22 protein-coding genes are annotated in these 23,503 nt (G+C 34.4%); 21 read left to right on the top strand and 1 reads right to left on the bottom strand.

The window, feature by feature from the left end; translation table 11 throughout:
• Positions 1-14 precede the first annotated feature (14 nt).
• The 9 genes from typA (at position 15) to holA (ending at position 9,473) form a co-directional block, all read left to right on the top strand.
• The gene (gene typA, locus EKM77_RS02355; RefSeq protein WP_225425168.1) at positions 15-1,862 is read left to right on the top strand and encodes a translational GTPase TypA; all 1,848 of its coding nucleotides are present in this window, start codon (positions 15-17) and stop codon (positions 1,860-1,862) included.
• 140 nt (positions 1,863-2,002) lie between these two features.
• On the top strand, positions 2,003-3,181 hold the full coding sequence (locus EKM77_RS02350; protein WP_125592246.1) for an FtsW/RodA/SpoVE family cell cycle protein: 1,179 nt from the start codon (positions 2,003-2,005) through the stop codon (positions 3,179-3,181).
• A gap of 4 nt (positions 3,182-3,185) precedes the next feature.
• Entirely contained in the window at positions 3,186-3,452 is a 267-nt protein-coding gene (locus tag EKM77_RS02345; RefSeq protein WP_125592244.1) for a YlbG family protein, read from the top strand.
• 2 nt (positions 3,453-3,454) lie between these two features.
• Complete coding sequence (gene rsmD, locus EKM77_RS02340; RefSeq protein WP_125592242.1) at positions 3,455-4,003, top strand: 16S rRNA (guanine(966)-N(2))-methyltransferase RsmD; 549 nt, start codon at positions 3,455-3,457, stop codon at positions 4,001-4,003.
• Between the two features lie 2 nt (positions 4,004-4,005).
• Entirely contained in the window at positions 4,006-4,497 is a 492-nt protein-coding gene (gene coaD / locus EKM77_RS02335) for a pantetheine-phosphate adenylyltransferase (protein ID WP_125592240.1), read from the top strand.
• 5 nt (positions 4,498-4,502) lie between these two features.
• Positions 4,503-5,549 (top strand): SepM family pheromone-processing serine protease, encoded by a 1,047-nt coding sequence (locus EKM77_RS02330; protein ID WP_125592238.1) that lies wholly within the window; start codon positions 4,503-4,505, stop codon positions 5,547-5,549.
• 83 nt (positions 5,550-5,632) lie between these two features.
• Positions 5,633-6,226: a helix-hairpin-helix domain-containing protein gene (locus EKM77_RS02325; RefSeq protein WP_125592236.1), complete on the top strand. Its 594-nt coding sequence runs from the start codon at positions 5,633-5,635 to the stop codon at positions 6,224-6,226.
• Positions 6,227-8,485, top strand: coding sequence for a DNA internalization-related competence protein ComEC/Rec2 (locus EKM77_RS02320; protein WP_125592234.1), 2,259 nt, complete (start codon positions 6,227-6,229; stop codon positions 8,483-8,485).
• The gene (gene holA / locus EKM77_RS02315; protein WP_125592232.1) at positions 8,460-9,473 is read left to right on the top strand and encodes a DNA polymerase III subunit delta; all 1,014 of its coding nucleotides are present in this window, start codon (positions 8,460-8,462) and stop codon (positions 9,471-9,473) included. The genes EKM77_RS02320 and holA overlap by 26 nt, the downstream gene beginning before the upstream one ends.
• A 95-nt stretch (positions 9,474-9,568) precedes the next feature.
• Here holA and rpsT read toward each other — a convergent pair whose 3' ends face one another.
• Positions 9,569-9,817 carry a 30S ribosomal protein S20 gene (gene rpsT, locus EKM77_RS02310; RefSeq protein WP_125592230.1) on the bottom strand — a complete coding sequence of 83 codons (249 nt, stop codon included), beginning with the start codon at positions 9,815-9,817 and terminating at the stop codon, positions 9,569-9,571.
• A gap of 253 nt (positions 9,818-10,070) precedes the next feature.
• Between rpsT and rpsO the strand changes: the two genes are divergently transcribed.
• The 12 genes from rpsO to sufB all read left to right on the top strand — a co-directional run bounded on the left by rpsO (position 10,071) and on the right by sufB (position 23,474).
• Positions 10,071-10,340, top strand: coding sequence for a 30S ribosomal protein S15 (gene rpsO / locus EKM77_RS02305; protein ID WP_125592228.1), 270 nt, complete (start codon positions 10,071-10,073; stop codon positions 10,338-10,340).
• A 177-nt stretch (positions 10,341-10,517) separates the two neighbouring features.
• On the top strand, positions 10,518-12,215 hold the full coding sequence (locus tag EKM77_RS02300; RefSeq protein ID WP_125592226.1) for a ribonuclease J: 1,698 nt from the start codon (positions 10,518-10,520) through the stop codon (positions 12,213-12,215).
• Positions 12,216-12,246: 31 nt separating this feature from the next.
• Positions 12,247-13,197 carry a tetratricopeptide repeat protein gene (locus tag EKM77_RS02295; protein WP_125592224.1) on the top strand — a complete coding sequence of 317 codons (951 nt, stop codon included), beginning with the start codon at positions 12,247-12,249 and terminating at the stop codon, positions 13,195-13,197.
• Positions 13,198-13,401: 204 nt separating this feature from the next.
• Entirely contained in the window at positions 13,402-14,592 is a 1,191-nt protein-coding gene (gene tuf, locus EKM77_RS02290) for an elongation factor Tu (protein ID WP_125592222.1), read from the top strand.
• Positions 14,593-14,795: 203 nt separating this feature from the next.
• On the top strand, positions 14,796-16,082 hold the full coding sequence (tig, locus tag EKM77_RS02285) for a trigger factor (protein ID WP_125592220.1): 1,287 nt from the start codon (positions 14,796-14,798) through the stop codon (positions 16,080-16,082).
• 165 nt (positions 16,083-16,247) lie between these two features.
• Positions 16,248-17,495 (top strand): ATP-dependent Clp protease ATP-binding subunit ClpX, encoded by a 1,248-nt coding sequence (gene clpX / locus EKM77_RS02280; RefSeq protein ID WP_125592218.1) that lies wholly within the window; start codon positions 16,248-16,250, stop codon positions 17,493-17,495.
• 63 nt (positions 17,496-17,558) lie between these two features.
• Entirely contained in the window at positions 17,559-18,146 is a 588-nt protein-coding gene (yihA, locus tag EKM77_RS02275; RefSeq protein ID WP_125592216.1) for a ribosome biogenesis GTP-binding protein YihA/YsxC, read from the top strand.
• A 143-nt stretch (positions 18,147-18,289) separates the two neighbouring features.
• The gene (gene sufC / locus EKM77_RS02270; RefSeq protein ID WP_125592214.1) at positions 18,290-19,084 is read left to right on the top strand and encodes a Fe-S cluster assembly ATPase SufC; all 795 of its coding nucleotides are present in this window, start codon (positions 18,290-18,292) and stop codon (positions 19,082-19,084) included.
• 11 nt (positions 19,085-19,095) lie between these two features.
• A complete protein-coding gene (gene sufD, locus EKM77_RS02265) occupies positions 19,096-20,379 on the top strand; it encodes a Fe-S cluster assembly protein SufD (RefSeq protein ID WP_125592212.1) in 1,284 nt (427 codons plus the stop codon).
• The gene (locus EKM77_RS02260; RefSeq protein ID WP_125592210.1) at positions 20,366-21,598 is read left to right on the top strand and encodes a cysteine desulfurase; all 1,233 of its coding nucleotides are present in this window, start codon (positions 20,366-20,368) and stop codon (positions 21,596-21,598) included. The genes sufD and EKM77_RS02260 overlap by 14 nt, the downstream gene beginning before the upstream one ends.
• On the top strand, positions 21,585-22,019 hold the full coding sequence (gene sufU, locus EKM77_RS02255; RefSeq protein ID WP_125592208.1) for a Fe-S cluster assembly sulfur transfer protein SufU: 435 nt from the start codon (positions 21,585-21,587) through the stop codon (positions 22,017-22,019). Before EKM77_RS02260 ends, sufU begins: the two co-directional genes overlap by 14 nt.
• 12 nt (positions 22,020-22,031) lie before the next feature.
• Entirely contained in the window at positions 22,032-23,474 is a 1,443-nt protein-coding gene (gene sufB / locus EKM77_RS02250) for a Fe-S cluster assembly protein SufB (RefSeq protein ID WP_125592206.1), read from the top strand.
• Positions 23,475-23,503 lie beyond the last annotated feature (29 nt).

The raw sequence follows: 23,503 nt of genomic DNA, 5'->3' as shown, positions 1-23,503 counted from the left end.
AAGGAAGAAGTACTTTGACTAAATTAAGAGAAGATATTAGAAATATTGCCATTATCGCCCATGTTGACCACGGTAAGACAACCTTAGTTAATGAAATGCTAAAACAATCAGACACATTAGGGGAGCATTATCAAATTCAAGATCGTGCTATGGATACCAACGCTATTGAAAAGGAACGTGGTATCACAATCCTTTCAAAGAATACAGCTGTTGATTATAAAGGTAAGAAGATAAACATCTTGGATACACCAGGACATGCCGATTTCGGTGGTGAAGTTGAGCGTATCATGAAGATGGTTGATGGTGTTTTGCTAGTTGTTGATGCATACGAGGGAACTATGCCTCAAACACGTTTTGTTCTTAAGAAAGCTTTGGAACAACATCTTACACCAATCGTTGTTATCAACAAGATTGATAGACCAGGTGCTCGTCCTGAAGAAGTTGTTGACGAAGTTCTTGAATTGTTTATCGAATTAGGTGCTGACGACTCACAACTTGATTTCCCTGTTATTTATGCTTCAGCTATTAACGGAACATCAAGTTATGATTCAGATCCAGCTGCACAAGAACATACTATGGATCCATTATTTGATACAATTTTGAAGACTATTCCAGCTCCTGTTGATAATTCCGATGAACCACTACAATTCCAAGTCGCATTGCTTGATTACAATGATTACGTTGGACGTATTGGTATTGGACGTGTCTTCCGTGGAACGATCAAGATCGGTGATAATGTTACAGTTATGAAGCTTGATGGTTCGACAAAGAATTTCCGTGTTACTAAGATCTTTGGTTTCATGGGATTGGATCGTGTCGAAGTTCAAGAAGCTAAGGCGGGAGATTTAATCGCTGTTTCTGGTATGGAAGATATCTATGTTGGTGAAACTGTTTGTCCAGTTGACCATGAAGAAGCACTTCCATTGTTACGTATTGATGAACCAACACTACAAATGATGTTCTTACAAAATAATTCACCATTTGCTGGTCGTGAAGGTACAGAAGTTACTGCTAGAAAGATCGAAGAACGTTTAAGAAAACAATTGCATACTGATGTTTCACTAAAAGTTGAAGATACTGATCAAGCTGGTGCTTGGATGGTTTCAGGACGTGGTGAACTGCACTTGTCAATCCTTGTTGAAGAGATGAGACGTGAAGGCTTTGAATTACAACTTTCTCGTCCAGAAGTTATCTACAAGAATGTTGATGGCGTAAACAGTGAACCATTCGAAGAGGTTACTATTGATACACCAGATGAATATGTTGGTTCAGTAATTGACTCAATGTCACAAAGAAAAGGTGACATGAAGAACATGGAAAGTACTGGAAATGGTCAAACTCGTTTGATCTTCTCAGCACCTTCACGTGGTTTGATCGGTTACTCAACAGAGTTCTTATCAATGACTGGTGGTTACGGTATCATGAACCATACATACGAAGAATACAAACCAGTTGTAAAGAATTGGGAACCAGGTAGAAGAACAGGTGCTTTGGTTTCAATCAACCAAGGTCCATCAACTACATATAGTTTGCAATCTGTTGAAGACCGTGGACAATTGTTTATCGGTGCCGGTGTTGAAGTATACGAAGGTATGATCGTCGGTGAAAGTAACCGTGATCAAGATATTGCCGTTACTGTTACAAAGGGTAAGAACCTTACAAATACTCGTGCCGCTGGTAAGGATCATGCTGCCGCAATCAAGACACCAAAGGAAATGTCACTTGAACAATCAATCGAATTCTTAAATGAAGACGAACTTTGTGAAGTAACACCTAAGAACGTCAGATTACGTAAGAAGATTTTAAACACAAACGAACGTAAGAAGTATGACAAACAAAGAAAAATGTCTAAGAAAGCTTAATAGAGCTTAAATAGAGCCAGTAATCCGATTTTGGATTGCTAGCTTTATTTTTTTAGGCAAAAATCGGGTATCCATTGCTATTCTATACGCCATATTTGATTGGTGGTATAATCTTATTATTAGATTTTAGGAGTATCAATGTGAAAAAACTAAAGTTAATAGACTTATGGATTTTAATTCCTTACATCATACTTTTGGGTATTGGTGTAGTTATGGTTTATTCCGCCAGTTTTTATAATGTCATGTCACATGGTGGAAGTACCAATAAATATCTGATAAAACAAGGATTGTATTCGATTCTTAGTTTATTCATTCTATTTGTAACTTTTATGCTAAAAGTTAAGCTGTTTAAAAGTTTTAGAACTAGAGCCTTTTTATTATTTGTTACTTTGGGTTCGCTGGCGTTCTTATTAATAAGAGCGGTATTAAATCCAAGTACCAGGATCAATGGTGCTTCGGCTTGGATCAATTTAAAAATTATTAATTTTCAACCTTTGGAAGTAGCAAAGATAACCCTAATTTTATATCTGGCGTATATTCTAACCAGTCGAAAAAGTAGTCTTTTAGATAATGACAGATTGTTTGATTCTTTAAAGGTAATTAGAGAACCAGTAATAACGACGGTGGCAATTATACTTTTGGTAGCATTCCAGCCTGATATTGGTGGGGCAGCTATTTTGGGATTGATCACTGTTGTTCTAATTTCTTCATCTTCTATTCCGATTGGTCATATTCTTAAGTTGGATGGTAGTCTTTTAGCTGCCTTTTTAGCTGGAATTTTTTGGATAGCAAAATTTCAACCTGGTTTTATTGTTAAAAATTATCAATATCAACGTATTTTGGCGATGTTTCATCCGTTTAAGTTGGAGAGAACATCTGGGAATCAGTTGGTAAATTCTTTTTATGCAATTAGTAACGGTGGGATCTTTGGAGTTGGACTCGGAAACAGTATTCAAAAAAGAGGTTATTTACCAGAACCTTATACCGACTTTATCTTGGCAATTATTAGTGAAGAATTGGGTCTAGTAGGGGTCTTTGTTGTTTTAGGATTATTAGGATTCATTATTTTTAGAATGTTGTATTTAGGTATTAAATCGACCAATACGTATAACGTTCTAGTATATTATGGTGTAGCGATTATGTTGTTAGCGCAAATGGCATTTAATGTTGGTGGCTTGTTAGGACTATTACCATTGACTGGTGTTACGTTACCTTTTATTAGTTATGGTGGTTCCAGTTTGCTAGTTCTTTCATTTTCACTAGGAATCGTTTTAAATTTGGAAGCCACGAATAAATTTATGACAGAAAAACACGGGTGATTTTATGTACAAAAAAGTGGAGCGCCAGGCTATGTACGTCTGGATCTACTCGATGAAATGGAAAAAGAAATTACAGCATTATGGAACAATTTATTATTCTTCTCCAAAAATGAAGTATGTAATGTTGTATGTTAATTCAAGTAGGGCAGCTGAAGTAAAAAAAGAATTAATTAATAAAAAATATGTTAAACGTGTAACGATGGCTCATCGAAAAGAATTAGACGATCACTATGTGTTAAAAGATAAGAAAAAGGATGAGTTAGGAGATTAAATATGAAAGTTGTATCAGGTGACTTTGGCGGGTTGAATTTAAAACCTGTTCCCGGAAATAATACTCGACCTACTTCTGCTAAAGTAAAAGAAGCAATTTTTAGTATGTTAACGCCGTATCTTAATGATGGAACTGCTCTAGACTTATTCGCAGGAACTGGAAGTCTTGGCATTGAAGCTGTTTCTAGGGGTTTTGAGAAGGCATACTTAGTAGATAAGGCATATAAAGCCATTAATACGATTAAAGATAATGTCGAAAAAACACATCATGAAGCTCAATTTGCGATTATAAAAAAATCTGCCACTGAAGCTTTAAAACAATTTTCTGAAGACAATATAAAGTTTGATTTAGTATTTTTAGACCCACCGTATAGAATGAAGATCACTGAACAAATTATTTTGGATATGATCGAAAATGATTTATTAAATGACGGGGCTATTATTGTTGACGAAACGGATTATAATGTTCAGTTAAACTCTGATAAAATAACACTTATTAAAGAAAAAGATTATAAAGATACAAAAGTAGCAATGTATCAATTTGGAGGATAAAAATGCCAACTAGAATTGGAATGTATGCAGGAAGTTTCGATCCTGTTACCAATGGTCATCTAACTATTATTCGTCGAGCATCTAAGTTGTTTGACGAATTAATTGTAGCCACTATGACCAATAACTCTAAAAACTACATGTTTGATTATGAAGAGAAAAAAGCTTTTATTGAGGCTGAAATAGCTGATCTGAAAAATGTCCGTGTAATCGATGGGAAAGAACAACTAACAACAAAATTAGCTAAGGAATATGGCGCAAATACTTTAGTTCGTTCAATGCGCAATTCAAGTGACTTCAATTATGAAGCAGGAGTTTTTTCAATGAATAAATCGTTAAACCCTGAAATTGAAACAATATTTCTATTGGCTGATTCTAAGTATGCTAATATATCATCATCAATGATCAAAGAGGTTACTAAATTTGGTGGTGATGTTACTAAGTTCGTCCCTGAAAATGTGGCAACAGCTTTGATTAAGAAATTGCGGAAGGACTAAGCTTATTGAAATTTAATAAAACAAGAAATAAGATCTTTGGTGGGATTTTTCTATTTATAATCGTCTTAGCGTTTTTTACTTTTCCAACTAATTATTATTTAGAAGTCCCTGGTAGTGCAGAATCCACTTCCCAGTACGTTAAAGTTGATGGAAAGCATGATAAGAAAAAGGGCGACTTTTTACTGACAACCGTTGGTATTATGCAAGGTACGCCGTTTAGTTTATTACGTTCGATCGGGGATGATTTTGAAACAATCTATCCTCGTGAAGAACTGATGGGTAATGAGACGGATCAACAATATATGCAAGTTCAGCAATATTATATGAAATCTGCCACAAATAATGCTATTCAAGCTGCATATTCAGCTGCCGACAAGCCTTTTACTAAGAAGTATTTAGGTGTCTATGTGATGGATATCTTGGGTAATTCTGATTTTAAAGGCAAATTAAAAGTTGGAGATACTATTAGTTCCATTAATGGCTATAAGTTTAAAAACTCTAATCAATTTATAAAATATGTCCGCAAGCAGAACAAAAATGCCACAGTTAAAATTGTTTTTTCAAGAAATGGTAAAAATAAATCTGCAAGCGGTAAGCTGGTAAAATTAGCAAGTACCAAACGTTATGGGTTAGGAATTACTTTAACCGATAATACTGAATCAAAAGGAACACCACCAACAAAAATTAATGCCGGCGATATTGGCGGACCTTCTGCAGGTTTAATGTTTACTTTACAAGTATATTCACAGATCACTAATAAAAATCTCAAAAAAGATCGGATAGTAGCTGGTACTGGTACAATTTCCCCTGATGGTACGGTTGGACCGATCGGTGGAATTGAGAAAAAAGTTTATGCAGCATCTTCTGAGGGAGCTACGATATTCTTTGCTCCAGATGATCCAGTAACAAAAGAAATTAAAAAGTACGATCCTAATTATGTGAATAATTACCATCTAGCAAAACGTGCCGCTAAGAAGATTGACACTAAGATGAAAATCGTACCAGTTAAATCTTTGAATGAAGCAATAAAATATCTTGAAAAAACTAAATAAGCTAAATAAGGTGTGACTTGCGTCACATCTTTTTTTTCGTCAATTTTTGAATTTTCATCGTATTTTTTATTGAGGTGAATGAAATGGAAAAAATTTTAAAATTTAGTCGTGATAATAAAGCTATTATAGTTTTGATATTTTTAGCCCTAGGGTTTGGAATCTGGAATTTAAATACTAAGCAAGCATCAAAACCGGTGCCTATAAAGACAGAATCAATTCAAAAAAAGCCCGATCTACCTAAAAAATCAGCAGAAAAGATACTTATGATAGATATTCAAGGTGCAGTTAAATCACCAGGTGTTTACCGATTAAAGGAAGGTGCAATTACTCAAGAAGTGATTAAATTGGCTGGTGGCATTACGGAAGATGCTGATATAAAACAAGTGAATCAAGCACAAAAAGTAACTGATCAGATGCAAATTATTGTTCCTAGAATTGGTGATACTTCAGAAAATAAAACAGAGAATAAGGGCTCAGAAAGTAAGAGTCCTGTGAATATAAATTCTGCTAAAGTTGAAGATTTCCAAGCAGTCACTGGAATTGGTCCTAAAAAGGCTCAAAAAATTATTGAGTTTAGAGAACAGAATGGTAATTTTAAAAGTTTGAAGGATTTAACAAAAGTTTCGGGAATAGGTGATAAAACTTTAGAATCCTTGAAAGATCAATTGACCGTTTAAATGAAGAATTATTTTATTTTTCCGGCATTACTTTGCTACTTCATGGCTGAAGTTTTGACCAGTGATCACAAAATCATTTGGATTATATTGATGCTTTTACTATTGTTACGAGTAATTTTGTTGAAGCGACCATTATTAATGTTATTAATGATTTTATTAGGCGGTACCTTCTTTATTCGAGTTAATAATATTAAGGCAACATCTGAAATTAACCCACAAGAATCCAAATTAGTCATTTTCCCAGATCATACGAAGATAAATGGGGATTTACTAAGCGGTGACACCTTAGTCGATGGTCAAAACGTTAGATTCATTTATCAATTAAAGAATCTTAAAGAAAAACAAATGTGGCAATCTTTATCTGATCCTGTTGAATTTATTGGTTCCATTGATAACGTGGAAAAAATTAAAGCAACTCGGAATCCGGGTGAATTTGATTATCAAAAATTTTTGAGTAATAAAAATATTTATTATTCAATTAAATTAGTAAAAATGAATGATCTTAAAACTTATATTCCAAAAACGATTGTTGAAAGAATAAATGTTTTACGAATACATTATTTAAAAAAACTAAATACATTACCAAAATGGTTAAAAATACATAGCCAAAGTCTTTTACTAGGCTACAGTAATGGAGAAGAGAAAGATTTTTTTAGTAGTCTAAGTGTTCTTGGTATTATTCATCTATTTAGTCTTTCTGGGCTACATGTGTTGATATTTGTAACTTTTTTTAGAAAATTTTTTTCTACCATTAAAGTCATAAGGGAACTGACCGACTGGATGTTGTTGTTCCTTTTACCAGCCTATGGGGTTTTAGTTGGATCAAAAATCGGAATTTGGAGAGCCATTTTATTAACATTGATTGGAATTATTTTGACTAAAAGTAAATTACAATTTAGTAGTTTAGATATTTTTAGTCTAACCTTGATGATTTGTCTTTTTGTACAACCGAAATCAATTTTGGACATGGGTGGTCAATTGAGTTTTTTACTATCCTTTTCCTTATTGTTTATCTATAAGTCCAGTAATGCTTTGATGGCGACATTTAAACTTAATTTAGTTAGTTTGCCGATTATTTCCACGTATACATATCAGTTCAGTTGGTTGATCTTGATAGCAAATTTACTTTTTGTTCCATTTTTTTCGTATGTTATACTTCCGACTACAATTCTTTCTTCTATATTACCTGATCTTTCAATATGGAATTTAGTAAATGATTTTTTTGAAATCATTTACTCGTTTTTAGAAAATATTTCTCTAAATAGACAGTTCATTCTGATCACAGGGAAGTTTTCCTTAGTCGTTGTTTTAATTTTAATAGTTCTTAGTCTATTTAATTTAGAAACAAAGAATGTTAAAAATATATACTTAAAAAGTTATCTGTTTGTATTTACGATGGCCATTATTTTTAATAAGGTTCCATTATTTGGTCAAGTATCTCTAATAGATGTTGGACAAGGTGATAGTATTCTCATTACAACTCCATTTATTAGAAAAACATTTTTAATTGATACTGGTGGTAAGTTGTCGTTTCCACAAAGAAACTGGCAAAAAAGGAGTAGTAAAAATCAAGTGGAAACTTCTACTATACCTTATCTTAAATCAAAGGGTATTAATAAAATTGATAGAGTATTTTTGTCACATAAGGATGTTGATCATATGGGAAATTTACCTACTTTATTGGATCAATTTCCCGTTTTGGAAGTAAGTTTTGGTAGTGGGTTACAAGATAATAAGTCCATCAAAACTATCATTAATGAGCACCCAAAAATAAAGTTTACTTCATTAAAACAGGGAGATAATTTTGAAACCAATGGAATTATTTGGAATGTTCTGTGGCCTAAGAAAAGAAGTATTGGTGAGAATGGAGATTCACTAACTTTGTTAGCTTCTATTAATGGTAAATCTTGGTTGTTTACTGGAGATCTTGATATTGATAGTGAAAAGAAGATATTAAACGATTATCAAATAAAAATTGATTACTTGAAGGCCGGACACCATGGTTCTAAAACGTCGAGTGGAAATGATCTGTTAAAGAAAGCAAAGCCAGATATAGCGTTTATATCTGCAGGAGTAAATAATCGTTACGGTCATCCAAATAAGGAGACTATCAAACGATATGATAATCATCAGGTACAACATATGAATACCGCAGATTATGGTATGATTACTTGGTATTATTATCCGCTTATGCAAAATAACAAGATAAAAACTTTTTTAAAGGGTGAATTAATTGAAAATAACGGAATTAAAAAATGAATTAAGAAAATCAAATATTCAAAATGTTTATCTTGTAACTGGAAAAGAAGAAGTTTTTGTTGACCAAATTGAAAAAACATTTAAGGATCTTTTACTACCAGAAGAAAGGGATATGAACTTCTCTTCATTTGATTTAGAAGATACATCTTTGGACGATGCAATCAATGAAGCTATATCAGCACCTTTTTTTGGTGAAAAACGTTTGGTCTTTATCAATCACCCATACTTTTTGACTGGAGAAAAATCCAAAAACTTTGTTGATCAAAATATGGATCTGTTAACGGAATATGTTAAAAATCCTACACCATCGACTATTATGGTCATCTTTGCTACGTACGATAAACTAGATTCACGTAAAAAGATTGTTAAACAACTTAAAAAATCAGCCGTGATGGTTGATGCCAGCAAAATGGATAGTGGACGTTTGGTCAAAACTATAAATGAAGATCTTAGAAATGATGGTTATTCTATAAATAGAGAAGCATTAGATTTACTGATCAATAAAACTCAGGGTAATTATTCTCAAATTGTTAATCAACTGGAAAAGTTAAAACTATATGCTTTACAATCAAAGGTTATTGACGAAAAGGCTGTTAATGAATTAGTCCCACAAAGTTTGGATGACAATGTATTTGAGTTGATGAATCAAATATTGGCTCAAAATATTTATCAAGCAGAAGAATTATATCAACAATTTTTATTACAAAAGATCGATCCAATTTTATTGGTTGCCATTTTAATGTCACAATTGAGAACCTTGATTCAGACAAAAATACTTAGCGAACGCGGTTTATCGGAGTCAACAATATCCAAAAATTTAAAATTACATCCATATCGTGTCAAAATGTCATTAAAACAAGCTAGAAATTTGGAAATTCAACAGTTGATCATGATGTTTCACTCAATTGTTGATTTAGATTACCAAATTAAATCCGGACAAGGTGATAAGGAATTACTTTTTGATTTATTCATTGCTAAATTTGCGTAATATATGTTCTTTTAAACTAAAAAAGAGTTGTGACTTTGAGATCACGACTCTTTTTTTGTGCAAAAAAAATAAGCAACCATTTAGTTGCTTATGTCTTAATTCATTTTAGCAAGTCTTGACTTATCACGGGCAGCCTTGTTAGCTTTGATAAGACCTTTTGATTTAGCCATATCAATAGCACGAACTGCTGATCTGAATAAATCTTCTTTATTGTCGGCGTTATTAGCAGCTGAACTTTCAAAGTTCTTGATAGCTGAACGCATAGCATTACGTTGTGAACTGTTGCGAAGGTTAGCCTTTTCTGCAGACTTCACACGCTTGATTGCTGATTTAATTTGTGGCATCTATTTCACCTCCGATTACCTACTGACTTAAACTCAATACATAGAATTATACATAATTGATAGTTTCATTGCAATAAATTATTTGTAATTAATTGAATTGCTTTATGATAATTCATCAAGATTAATAAAATTTTCATATTGAAAGTAAGTGGAGTTTATAGTAAACTATTTAATCGTACTAACCATGCTCTGTTTGGCGACTCACCAGCGTCTTGCATAGTTTGGCTAAATTAATTAGGAAAAGGTGAATGAAATGGCTATTTCAAAAGAAAAGAAAACAGAAATTATTAAGCAATATGCTCGTAAAGAAGGAGACACTGGTTCTCCAGAAGTACAAATTGCTGTTTTAACTTATGATATTAACTCATTAAATGATCACTTAAAGGTTAACAAGAAGGACCACCATTCATATGTTGGTTTGTTGAAGAAGATTGGTCACCGTCGTAACTTGCTTAAATATCTTAGAGATAATGATGTTCAACGTTACCGTGAATTAATCAAGTCACTTGGTCTACGTCGTTAATATATATTTTAGGAAATTCCGTAATGGAATTTCCTATTTTTTTCGCTAAATTTCAATTTATTATGTGGTGTGATAGAATAACAATCAGGTACATATCAAGTAGTCTTAAGTAGAGGGACTCAAAACGACAATTAGATATTGTTATCTATCCATATTTACGAAATGAGAGATGAAATAATGAGCAAAAAAATAAAAATTGTTATATTAAGCGGAGTACGTGAAAACGGTAAGAATATGTATGCCGTCGAAGTTAACAATGAAATTTATATTTTAGATATTGGCTTACAATATCCTGATAATGATCTATACGGAATTGATGTAGTCGTTCCAGATATGACTTATATAAAAGAAAATATTAATAAAGTCGTTGGAATTTTTCTATCACACGGTCATGCCGATGCAATTGGCGCACTACCTTATTTGATAGGTGATTATGATATTCCTGTTTTCGGTTCAAAGATGACTATTGAATTGGCTAAAATAGTTTGTTCTAATGACCGTCGTACTAAAAAATTTGATGATTTTCATGTTATTGATGAAAATACAGCAATTGACTTTGAAGAAGCTACAGTGGCATTTTTCAAGACAACACATTCAATCCCTGGTTCATTAGGAATTGATATTAAAACTAGTGAAGGTCAAATTGTTTATACTGGTGATTTTAAATTTGATCAAGCGGCAGTCCCAACATATCGTACCGATTTTGGACGTATTGCCAAAATTGGTAGCGAGCGAGTTCTTGCCTTATTAAGTGACTCGGCAAATGCTGAATCTCCATATGAAAATTCAAATGAACGTGATATTTTTGAATACATTCTTGATATGTTTAATTATCATAATGGAAGAATAGTCGTTGCTCAAGTAGCTTCTAATATTCAAAGAATGCAACAAGTCCTTGATGCAGCCGATCAAACTGGAAGACAAGTCTATTTGTCAGGAACAGATGCTGAAAGAATTCTTAAAACAGCCATGAGATTTGGCTATTTGAAGATCGACAATAAAAAACTTATCGTTAAAGCTAAGGAATTAGGGGATGTAGATCCTAATAAATTAGTTGTTATTGAGACAGGTAGAATGGGTGAACCAATTAAGCTGTTGCTTAAAATGGCCAATCCAGCCTCAAAAACTAAATTTCAAATTGAGAAGGGTGATTTAGTATTTATCGCTACAACACCTTCTCACGCAATGGATACAAGCTTTGCTAAGACACGTGATGCTATTTATAGAACTGGAGCAGAAGTTAAATCATTAGGCGATGATCTCCATTCATCAGGTCACGCTAATAAAACGGATCTGCAGTTGATGATTAACTTGTTAAATCCTGAAAATATTGTTCCAATACAAGGCGAATATAGATTATTAGACGCACATGCTAGAATCGCCCATGAAACGGGCGTACCTTATCAAAACATTTTCTTAACTAAAAAGGGTGACGTTTTAAATTATGAAAACGGACAATTCTATTTAGGTAAGGGTGTTGAAGCTGGAGATACAATGATCGATGGTATCGGTATTGGTGATATTGGAAGTATCGTTCTCCGTGATCGAGAGTTGTTGGCTGAAGATGGTGTCTTTATTGCCGTCGCTACTATTGATCGTAAGAAAAAGAAAGTTATTGCTAAACCTAAAATAACAGCCCGCGGATTCGTATATATGCGTGCAAGTCGAGATTTATTAAGCGAGAGTTCAGATTTAATCGTCGATACTATTGTTGATTACTTGCAAAATAGTAAGGATTTTGATTGGTCTGATTTAAAACAAGGTGTTAGAGATAAGCTGAACCATTTCTTGTATGAACAAACAAATCGCCATCCGGTTATCTTGCCAGTTATTATGGAAGTTAATCAAAATAGACATCGCAAATCTAAAAAGTAAGATCAATTGATCTTCTATAAAGAGGTATTTTATGGACGACTCAGATAACCTAAAAAAGATATTAGACGCAGCTGACGATGCATTCAATAAAGGTGATTGGGATGAAGCCACTGAACTTTATACCGAAGCATATACTATGCAGCCATCCTTTTTAATCAATCAAGGATTGGCTGCTTCTTTGTTGAACCTAAAAAAAGCTGACGATGCTGAAGCAGTTATTTTAGACTATTTTAATTATTACCTTAGCAATGCAGATGCGGCTAAACTTGCAGCTGATATTGTGTTGGAAAATAATGATTTTTTGTTGGCTAATCAAATTATCAATTACTACAATAACAATAATTTTTCAACGATCGATGATTCATTTATATTGGATTTTAAGCGTCGTGTTTCTCTAGCAGAAGAACGTCATTTACGTTCGTTTAAGCCTCATATGACAAGTATTTTGACACATTTGCGTTCAATCGTAACAAAACCCATGGTAAGTCAAATTCAGTTGATCAGAAGTATGCGAGAGTTTGATAAAAAAGATTACATAGCAGGAAGTAAATTATTATTGGGAAACCCACTTTTACATCCACTATTGAAAAGTGAATTGGCTGAAAACTTGTATAAGTTAGGCATAACTGAAAAAATTGATATTTCATTTTATGGTGAAATGAAAACATTTGAACCTTCAAAATTAAAGCCGATCATGTCAACAGATGTTTACTTAAAAATGTGTGACGAATTGGATAAAGTATTGTCCGGAAGTAAAAATGAAACTCAGCTAGAAAATTTACGTGGTGAGTTATCTCTTTATGCGGCGATGGTCTATCCGTTTGGAGAAAATATAATAAAAGACCCTAGTCTCTGGACAAACCTTTTCCTTTTGAGGTATGGTCTTATAGATGAGTCTGATGTTAAAGACAATTCACACTTTTCAGAGGTGAAGAGTTGGGTCGATAGGTTCGATTCTTTAATAAATGTGTTTCAACAATGAAAATATACATTTTTTTCGTTATTAGTATTTACAATTTGGATTGTGCCCCGTATAATCCAAAGAGTATATTTTTAGTAGGCGATTTGCGTTGAATTGCTTTGCTTTCGCCCCTGAAAGTAGTATAATTTTTCAGTAAAGAGTCATCTAAAGAACATTTTCTTTGGATTAATCTTATGAAATGAAATTTTAGGAGGATTCTTTGTAATGGCAGAAAAAGAACATTATGAGAGAACAAAGCCCCATGTAAATATTGGGACAATTGGTCACGTTGACCACGGTAAGACAACATTAACAGCCGCAATTACAAAGGTTTTGGCTGACAAAGGTTTAGCTAAAGCTGAAGATTACGCTGATATTGATAAGGCCCCAGAAGAAAAAGAACGTGGGATCACAATCAACACAGCTCACGTTGAGTATGAAACTGAAAAGCGTCACTATGCACATATTGATGCTCCAGGACATGCTGACTACGTTAAGAACATGATCACTGGTGCTGCACAAATGGATGGTGCCATCCTTGTTGTTGCTGCAACTGATGGTCCTATGCCACAAACTCGTGAACACATCCTTTTGGCTCGTCAAGTTGGTGTTGAATACATCGTTGTATTCCTAAACAAGACAGACCTTGTTGATGATGACGAACTTGTTGACTTAGTTGAAATGGAAGTACGTGAATTACTTTCAGAATACGATTATCCTGGGGACGATACACCTATCGTTCGTGGATCAGCTTTGAAGGCCCTTGAGGGTGACCCAGAGGAAATCAAACACGTTGAAGAACTTCTTGATATTATTGATGAATACATCCCAACACCAAAACGTGAAACAGACAAACCATTTATGATGCCTGTTGAAGATGTATTTACAATCACTGGTCGTGGTACTGTTGCTTCTGGTCGTATTGACCGTGGTGAAGTTAAAGTCGGTGATGAAGTTGAAATCGTTGGTTTGAAGGAAGACGTTATCAAGTCAACTGTTACTGGTCTTGAAATGTTCCGTAAGACATTGGATCTTGGTGAAGCCGGAGATAACGTTGGTGTACTTCTTCGTGGTATTAACCGTGACCAAGTTGAGCGTGGACAAGTTCTTGCTAAACCAGGTTCAATCCAAACTCACACAAAGTTCAAGGGTGAAGTTTATATCATGACAAAAGAAGAAGGTGGACGTCATACTCCATTCTTCTCAAACTACCGTCCTCAATTCTACTTCCATACTACTGACGTTACTGGTGTTATCGAATTGCCAGAAGGCGTTGAAATGGTAATGCCTGGTGACCAAGTTACTTTTGAAGTTGACTTGATTGCTCCAGTTGCCGTTGAAGAAGGTACACGTTTCACTGTTCGTGAAGGTGGACGTACTGTTGGTGCTGGTGTTGTTACAGATATCTTAGACTAATCTCTTTGATTCTAATTAAAAAGAGTTGAGACTATGTCTCAGCTCTTTTTTTATTATCAAATTTGATTAGGAAAACGCTTTAAGTTATCTTATAATAGTGAAGTAATGGCTTAAAAGCCTATATTTAGCGTGAAATATTTACAATATTATTGATTTAAGGTAATATTACAAAGTATGAGATCGTGAAATACCGGAGGGATAAAATGTCTGCTAAGGCTGAATTTACAAAAAAAGAAAAAAATACTGGTGAATTAAAATTTGAAATTGACCAAGATACAATCAAAAAAGGTTTAGATACTGCTTTTGATCGTGTAAAGAAGAACTTAAATGTTCCTGGTTTTAGAAAGGGAAGAGTACCTCGTCAAATCTTCAACCGTATGTACGGAGAAGAAGCTTTGTATGAAGATGCTTTGAACGCTGTTTTACCAGAAGCATATGACAAGGCTGTTAGTGATACTAAGGTAGAACCAGTTGATCAACCACAAATTAGTGTTGAATCAATGGAAAAAGACCAACCATGGGCTATCAGTGCAACTATTACTGTTAAACCTGATGTAAAACTTGGCGACTATACTGGTCTTGAAGTTAAGAAGCAAAAACGTAACGTCATGAAGACTGATGTTGAAGCTCGTTTAAAGGAACTACAAAAACAACAAGCAGAACTTGTTCTTAAAGACGGTAAAGCTGAAAATGGCGATACTGTTGTTATCGACTATGTTGGTACAGTTGATGGAGAAGAATTTGACGGTGGTAGTGCTCAAAACTACTCACTTGAATTAGGTTCAGGCTCATTTATTCCTGGATTTGAAGATGAACTTGTTGGACATAGTGCTGATGAGGATGTTGACGTTAACGTAACATTCCCAGAAGATTATCAAGCAAAGGAACTAGCTGGTAAGAAAGCTATTTTCAAGACAAAGATTCACGAAGTTAAGACAAAGGAATTGCCTGAACTTGATGATGACTTTGCTAAAGACGTTGACGAAGACGTTGATACACTTGACGCACTTAAGAAGAAACTTCATGATGAATTGAAGGATCAAAAGAAACAAACTGCTGAAGACAATATTCAAGAAGAAGCAATTTCAGCTGCTGTAAAGAATGCTAAAATTGACGAAGTACCACAAGCAATGATCGATACTGAAGTTTCTAACCAAATGAATCAATATCTATCAAACTTGCGTCGTCAAGGAATCGATCCTAAGTTGTACTATCAAATGACAGGTACAACTGAAGATGATTTGAAGAAGCAATTCTCAAATGATGCTGAAGAACGTGTTAAGACTGACCTTGTGATTGAAGCAATCGTTGCTAAAGAAGGCATCAAACCTACTGAAGACGAAATCAAAGAAGAAGTTAAGTCACTTGCTGATGAATATAATATGGACGAAAAGGCTGTTAGAAATGCTCTTACAGACGATATGTTGGCCCATGATATTTCAGCTAAGAAGGCTATCGAACTAATCGTTGATTCAGCCGTTGAAAAATAGGTAATAAATTTGTTACTGAATTAAAGAAGCCTTGGGCTTCTTTTTTTTAGGTAATAAAATTTGTTAGGATTCATGGAAAAAATAGTTTAAAACTAATTACTTTACTCTTAACAGCTTCAATGCTAGACTTTCAAAGTATTGGAACTATTGAAGGAGAAATTGCATATGTTTGATAGTACAGAAACTACAGGCACAATCAGTTGTTCTTTCTGCGGAAAGACACAAGACCAAGTTCAAAAAATTGTTGCAGGACCAGGAGTATACATCTGTAACGAATGTATCGATCTTTGTAAAGAGATCATTGATGAGGAATTAAGTGAAAATAAACCATTGGATCTTGAAAATATCCCTACACCAGTAGCAATTAAGAAGATCTTGGATGATTATGTCATTGGACAAAGTGATGCTAAACGTGCGCTATCAGTTGCCGTTTACAATCACTATAAGAGAATTAATAAAATGGAAAACTCAAAAGATGGTGACACAGAGTTACAAAAGAGTAATATTGCTTTAATTGGACCAACAGGTTCAGGTAAAACATTCCTTGCTCAAACTCTTGCACGTATTTTGAAAGTTCCTTTTGCCATCGCCGATGCAACTACTTTGACTGAGGCAGGTTATGTTGGTGAAGACGTTGAGAATATTTTATTGAAGTTGCTACAAAATGCTGACTTTGATGTTGAAAAAGCTGAACACGGAATTGTTTATATTGATGAAATTGATAAAATTTCAAAGAAGAGTGAAAATGTATCAATTACACGTGATGTTTCAGGTGAAGGTGTTCAACAAGCATTGCTTAAAATACTTGAAGGAACAATTGCTAGTGTTCCACCACAAGGTGGTAGAAAACATCCCCAACAAGAACTTATTCAAATCGACACAACTAATATCTTATTTATCGTTGGTGGTGCCTTTGATGGTATCGAACAAATCGTTAAAAACCGTTTAGGTGATAAAACGATTGGTTTTGGTGCAGAGCATGATGTAAATATTGATGAGGAAAAGAGTTTGATGCAACAAATCATTCCAGAAGACTTGATGAAGTTTGGTATTATTCCAGAATTTATCGGTCGTATTCCTATCGTTACAGCACTTGAGAAGTTAACTGAGAGTGATTTAGTAGAAATTCTTACTAAACCTAAGAATGCACTTATTAAGCAATATCAAGAGTTAATGTCACTTGATGGTGTTGAGTTGAAATTCACAGATGGCGCTTTGAATGAGATTGCCAAGATGTCAATTGAAAGAAATACAGGAGCTCGTGGATTGCGTTCAATTGTTGAAGAAACAATGTTAGACACAATGTTTGATATTCCTGAAAGAACTGATGTCAAAGCAGTTAAAGTAACTAAAGATGCCGTTCGTAAAATTAAAGAACCAGAATTAATTCTAAAAGATGGAGAGGTCGCCTAATGGTGGCCTTTTTTGCTATTAATTAATAAGTGATATGTTAAAATAAGAGCATTGAGGTGAATTATGCAGGTAAATAATGTTTCAATGAATTTGAGTGCGGTTAGCTCAAAACAATATCCCGATGATGGTTACCCTGAAATTGCTCTTTTAGGACGTTCTAACGTTGGTAAATCATCTTTGATCAATACGCTGATCAATCGTAAGAGTTTTGCCAGAACGTCAAGTACTCCTGGTAAAACTCAAACACTTAACTTCTATAATATAGAGGATCAACTCTACTTAGTTGATGTACCTGGCTATGGTTTTGCTAAAGTTTCTAAAAAACAAAGAGAAGAATTTGGTGCTATGATCGAGGAATATTTAACAACTAGAAAGGTACTAAAGGGTGTCATCATCTTGACCGATGGACGTCATGCACCAAGTGATGATGATGTTTCTATGTACCAATACGTTAGTTATTACCATATCCCTACGTTGATCGTTTCAACTAAGATGGATAAAGTTAAAAAGAATCAATGGAACAAAAGCAGCAGTCAAATATTAAAGACGATGCAGATCAACCAAACTGATGATTTACAAATGTTTAGTGCAGAAACTAAATATGGTAAAGACCAAGTTTGGGATTGGATCGAATCTAAAATGTCAAATTAAAGATCACAAATTCTAATTGTGGTCTTTTTTTTACTTACATTTGTGAGGAATTTAATTTATTACTATAGAATATATTAAATTATATTGGTTTCGAATTGAAACAATACTATAATGAAAGCATTAACAGTAATGGAGGGATATGAATGTCTACTTTAGATATAAAAGATCTACATGTTTCAGTAACTGACGATGAGAACGGTGAGGGACAAGAGATTTTAAAAGGCGTAAATTTATCAATGAGTACAGGTGAGATCCATGCGATTATGGGTCCTAACGGAACTGGTAAATCAACATTATCACAAGCAATTATGGGAAATTCTGCTTACAAGGTAACTCAAGGTGATATTTTACTTGATGGTAAGAGTATTTTGGAATTGCCTGTTGATGAACGCGCTCGTCTAGGACTTTTCTTAGCAATGCAATATCCAGCTGAAATTCCTGGCGTTACAAATGTTGAATTTATGCGTGCTGCTATCAATGCACGTCGTGATGAAGATAAGCAAATTCCAGTTATGGATTTTATTAAAAAACTTGAAGAAAAACAAAATATTTTGGATATGACTGATGAAATGTCAGAAAGATATTTAAATGAAGGTTTTTCTGGTGGTGAAAAGAAACGTAATGAAATTTTACAATTGCTAATGATCGAACCAAAATTTGCAATTTTAGATGAAATTGACTCAGGTCTTGATATTGATGCTTTAAAAGTCGTTTCACGTGGCGTTAATTCAATGCGTGGCGATAATTTTGGCTCATTAATTATCACTCACTATCAAAGACTTTTAAATTATATTGTTCCAGATCAAGTACACGTTATGATGGATGGAAGAATTGTCAAAAGCGGTGGTCCTGAATTGGCTAAGAAACTAGAAGACGAGGGATATGCTGGTCTACGTGACGATTTACATCTTGATGTTAAACTAACGGATGAAATTTAGGAGGAGGAGTTATGCGAGCTAATTTAATAGATAAATATAAAGATGACGTAATTTCTTTTTCTAAATCTAAAAGTGAACCTGACTGGTATCAAAAAGTACGTCTTGACAGTTTGGCTAAAGCTGACGAATTATCTCTCCCTAAATATGAAAAAATCAATTATCGAAGTTGGCGCTTAGATCGTCCTGGTAAAATTGATGCTGATGTTGAAATTGGAGCTGATAATAAACCTCAAGCTCTTAATTACATCTATCAAGCTGGAGATAAGACGATCTCAACTAATTTGGAAAAAGATCTATCAGATAAAGGTGTTATTTTAACTGATATCTTTTCAGCAATGAATGATTATCCTGAATTGATGCAAAAATACTTTATGACTAAAGTTACTAAGACTACTGACAATAAGTTAACAGCTTTAAATGCAGCTTTTTTAAATAGTGGAGTTTTCCTATATGTACCAAAGGGCGTACGTATAACTAAATCTATTCAAGCCATGTTTATTCAAGATAATTCTGTTGAACGCGATTTTGTTCATCATGTATTGATCGTTGCCGAAGAAGATAGTGATGTTACTTATTTGGAAAATTTGGTTTCTAAGGGAACAGGTCATAAAAATAAAGCTAATATCGTAGTCGAAGTAATTGCAGCAGATAATTCCAGAGTACATTTTTCAGCATTAGATGAATTATCAAAGGATACAACCACTTACTTAAATCGTCGTGGATGTACCGGAAATAATGCCCGTCTTGATTGGGCAATCGGCTTTATGAACGATGGAGACGTTATTGGGGACTTTGGTACCGATCTATTGGGTGAAGGTTCACATACTGAAGCTAAAGTTGTTGCTATTACAACCGGCGATCAAGTCCAAGGAATTGACACTAAAGTTACTAATTATGGTAAACATACAATTGGTCATATTTTGCAACATGGTGTTATTTTGCAAAAATCAACACTTACCTTTAATGGTGTTGGTCATATTGTCAAAGGAGCAAGAGGTTCAGATGCTCAACAAGAAAGTCGTGTCTTGATGCTTTCAAGAAAAGCTAGAGGGGATGCCAACCCAATTCTTTTGATCGATGAAAATGATGTTACTGCCGGACACGCTGCCAGTGTCGGACGTGTTAATGAAGATCAAATGTATTACTTAATGAGTCGTGGTATTGATGAAAAAACTGCTCAAAGATTAGTTATTCGTGGATTTTTAAGTAGTGTTATCTCGGAAATACCTGAAAAAGACGTACGTACTAGTTTAACTCAAATGATTGAGAGGAAATTAGTCAATGGACAACAATAATGTTTGGAGAAAAGACTTTCCAATACTTGATCAAAAAGTAAATGATGAAGATTTAGTTTATTTGGATAACGCGGCAACAACTCAAAAGCCAAAGCAAGTCATGTCAAAAGTTACTGACTTTTATTTCAGTGACTACGCTAATGTTCATCGTGGTGTTCATACTTTGGCAGAACGTTCAACTGAACAATTTGAAGCTGCCCGTGAAAAAGTTAAGAATTTTATTCATGCAAAATCTAGTAAAGAAGTTATTTTTACTAAGGGAGCAACTAACTCTTTGAATCTAGTTGCTCAAAGCTATGGTGAAAATGTTCATGAAGGTGATGAAATTGTTATCTCTTACATGGAACATCATAGTAATCTGATTCCTTGGCAACAGTTAGCTTTGAAAAAGAAGGCAACTTTAAAATATATTGAATTGACTGATGATGGCCAACTTGATATGGAAGATGCCGAAAGAAAAATTACAGATAAAACAAAAATTGTTTCGATTGCTCAAGCTTCAAATGTTTTAGGTGTAATAAATCCAGTTAAGAAATTGGCCGCTATTGCTCATAGTCATAATGCTGTCATGGTTGTTGATGGAGCACAGTCGATTCCTAATATGCCTGTTGACGTGACTGATTTAAACTGTGATTTCTTTGCTTTTTCCGGCCATAAGATGATGGCAGAAACTGGAATAGGCGTTTTATATGGTAAACAAGAACTATTAGAACAAATGTCACCCGTTGAATTTGGCGGTGAAATGATTGAGTTTGTTAAAAAATTTGATAGTTCTTGGAATGAATTACCTTGGAAATTTGAAGCAGGTACACCTAATATTGCCGGTGCGATTTCACTTGGATATGCAGTTGATTATTTGCAGTCAGTTGGATTGGATAATATTCAAAAAAATACTCAAGAAATCGTTGATTATGTACTGCCTAAATTAATTGCTATCGATGACCTTGAAGTTTATGGACCTAAAGATCCAGCCAATCATACAGGGGTGATTTCCTTTAATCTTAAAGGACTACATCCCCATGACTTAGCTACTGGATTAGACATGGAAGGTGTGGCAGTTCGTGCTGGACACCATTGTGCACAGCCATTGATGGAATATTTAGGACTTTCAGCCACTGCTAGAGCTAGTTTCTATTTGTACAACACGATCGATGATGCTGACAGATTAGTTGAAGCAATTAAGGCAACAAAGGAGTTCTTTAAAAATGGCACTGTCTAAAATGGATAATCTTTATCGACAAGTTATTTTGGATCATTCAGATAATCCTCATCATCATGGGGAATTACCTAAGTCCACAAATGAAATTGAATTAAAAAATCCTACTTGCGGTGATGTATTAAAATTACAACTTGAAGTTAAAGATGGAGTTATCAAGGATGCTGCGTTTAGTGGATATGGTTGTACGATCAGTCAAGCATCAGCTAGTATGATGACCGATGCCGTAATCAATAAAAAAGTTGAAGATGCAGATAACATGGTTCAAGTATTTTCTGACATGATTATTGGTGACGATGTTGATACGCACGTTTTAGGAGATGCTGCTGTCTTGCAGGGCGTTTCAAAATTTCCTGCTCGTATAAAGTGTGCAACTTTAGCTTGGAAAGCATTACACAGATCATTGACTAATCAAAGTAAATAGGAAGTGAATAATATGCCAGAAACTGAAAATACAAAAAATAATGAAGAAGCTGTTTCTTCTGTTAAATCATTGGATCTAAAAGATGATTACGACTTTGGTTTTCATGATGATGTTAAGCCTGTGTTCTCTACTGGTAGAGGACTGACAGAAGATGTAGTTCGTGCTATCTCAAAAGAAAAAGGCGAACCACAGTGGATGCTTGATTTTAGATTAAAATGTTATGCAATGTATAAAAAAATGCCAATGCCAGATTTTGGTCCAGATTTATCAGGATTAGATCTGAAGAATATGCGCTATTATCAAAAAGCAACTGATAAAAAGTATCGTGACTGGGACGATGTTCCTACTGAATTGAAGGATACCTTCAATCGTTTAGGTGTTCCTGAAGCCGAAAGAAAATATTTAGCTGGATCATCTGCTCAATATGAATCAGAAGTTGTTTATCACAATATGCGTGATGAATTCGCTAAATTTGGAATTATTTTTACTGATACTGATACTGCCTTACGTGAATATCCTGAACTATTCAGAAAGTGGTTTGGTAAATTAGTTCATCCAGATGACAATAAATTTGCGGCCTTAAATGGTGCTGTTTGGTCTGGTGGATCATTTATCTATGTTCCAAAAGGTGTTAAGTTGGATATTCCGATCCAATCTTATTTCCGTTTGAATGCCGAAAACAGTGGTCAGTTTGAAAGAACTTTGATTATTGTTGACGAAGGGGCAAGTATTCAATATGTTGAGGGCTGTACGGCTCCTAACTATTCATCTGACAGTTTGCATGCCGCTGTTGTTGAAGTATTTGCCGAGAAAGACGCATATGTACGTTATACAACCATTCAAAACTGGTCGAATAATGTTTACAGTCTTGAGACAAAACGTGCTCAGGCAATGGAAAATGCCACAATGGAGTGGGTCGATGGTAACTTGGGTTCTAAGATAACTATGAAGTATCCTAGTGTTTATCTAGATGGTGAAGGTGCTAGAGGTACAATGCTTTCTATTGCCGTTGCTGGTCATAACGTTGATCAAGATGCTGGTGCCAGAATGATCCATGCTGCTAAGAACACATCTTCTTCAATTGTTTCTAAGTCGATCTCTAAAGATGGCGGAGCAGTTGATTATCGTGGTACAGTTCGTTTTGAGAGAAATTCGGATGGATCAAAAGCCCACGTTGAGTGTGATACGATCATTATGGATGAGGACTCTAGTTCAGATACGATTCCATATAACCAAATTCTTAATGGGAATGTTTCAATGGAGCATGAGGCCAAAGTTTCTAAAGTTTCAGAGGAACAACTTTATTACTTGATGAGTCGTGGATTGAGTGAAGAAAAAGCTACTGAAATGATCATCATGGGATTTGTTGAACCATTTACTAAAGAATTGCCAATGGAATACGCCGTTGAACTTAACCGTTTGATCAGTTATGAAATGGAAGGTACTGTTGGATAAAATTGCAACAAGAGAATGTGACGAAAATC

Origin of the sequence: Companilactobacillus baiquanensis (assembly GCF_003946605.1) — a bacterium.
Lineage (GTDB): Bacteria > Bacillota > Bacilli > Lactobacillales > Lactobacillaceae > Companilactobacillus > Companilactobacillus baiquanensis.
The sequence above is the reverse complement of the archived record's forward strand: the minus strand, read 5'-3'. Positions and strand labels throughout refer to the sequence as shown.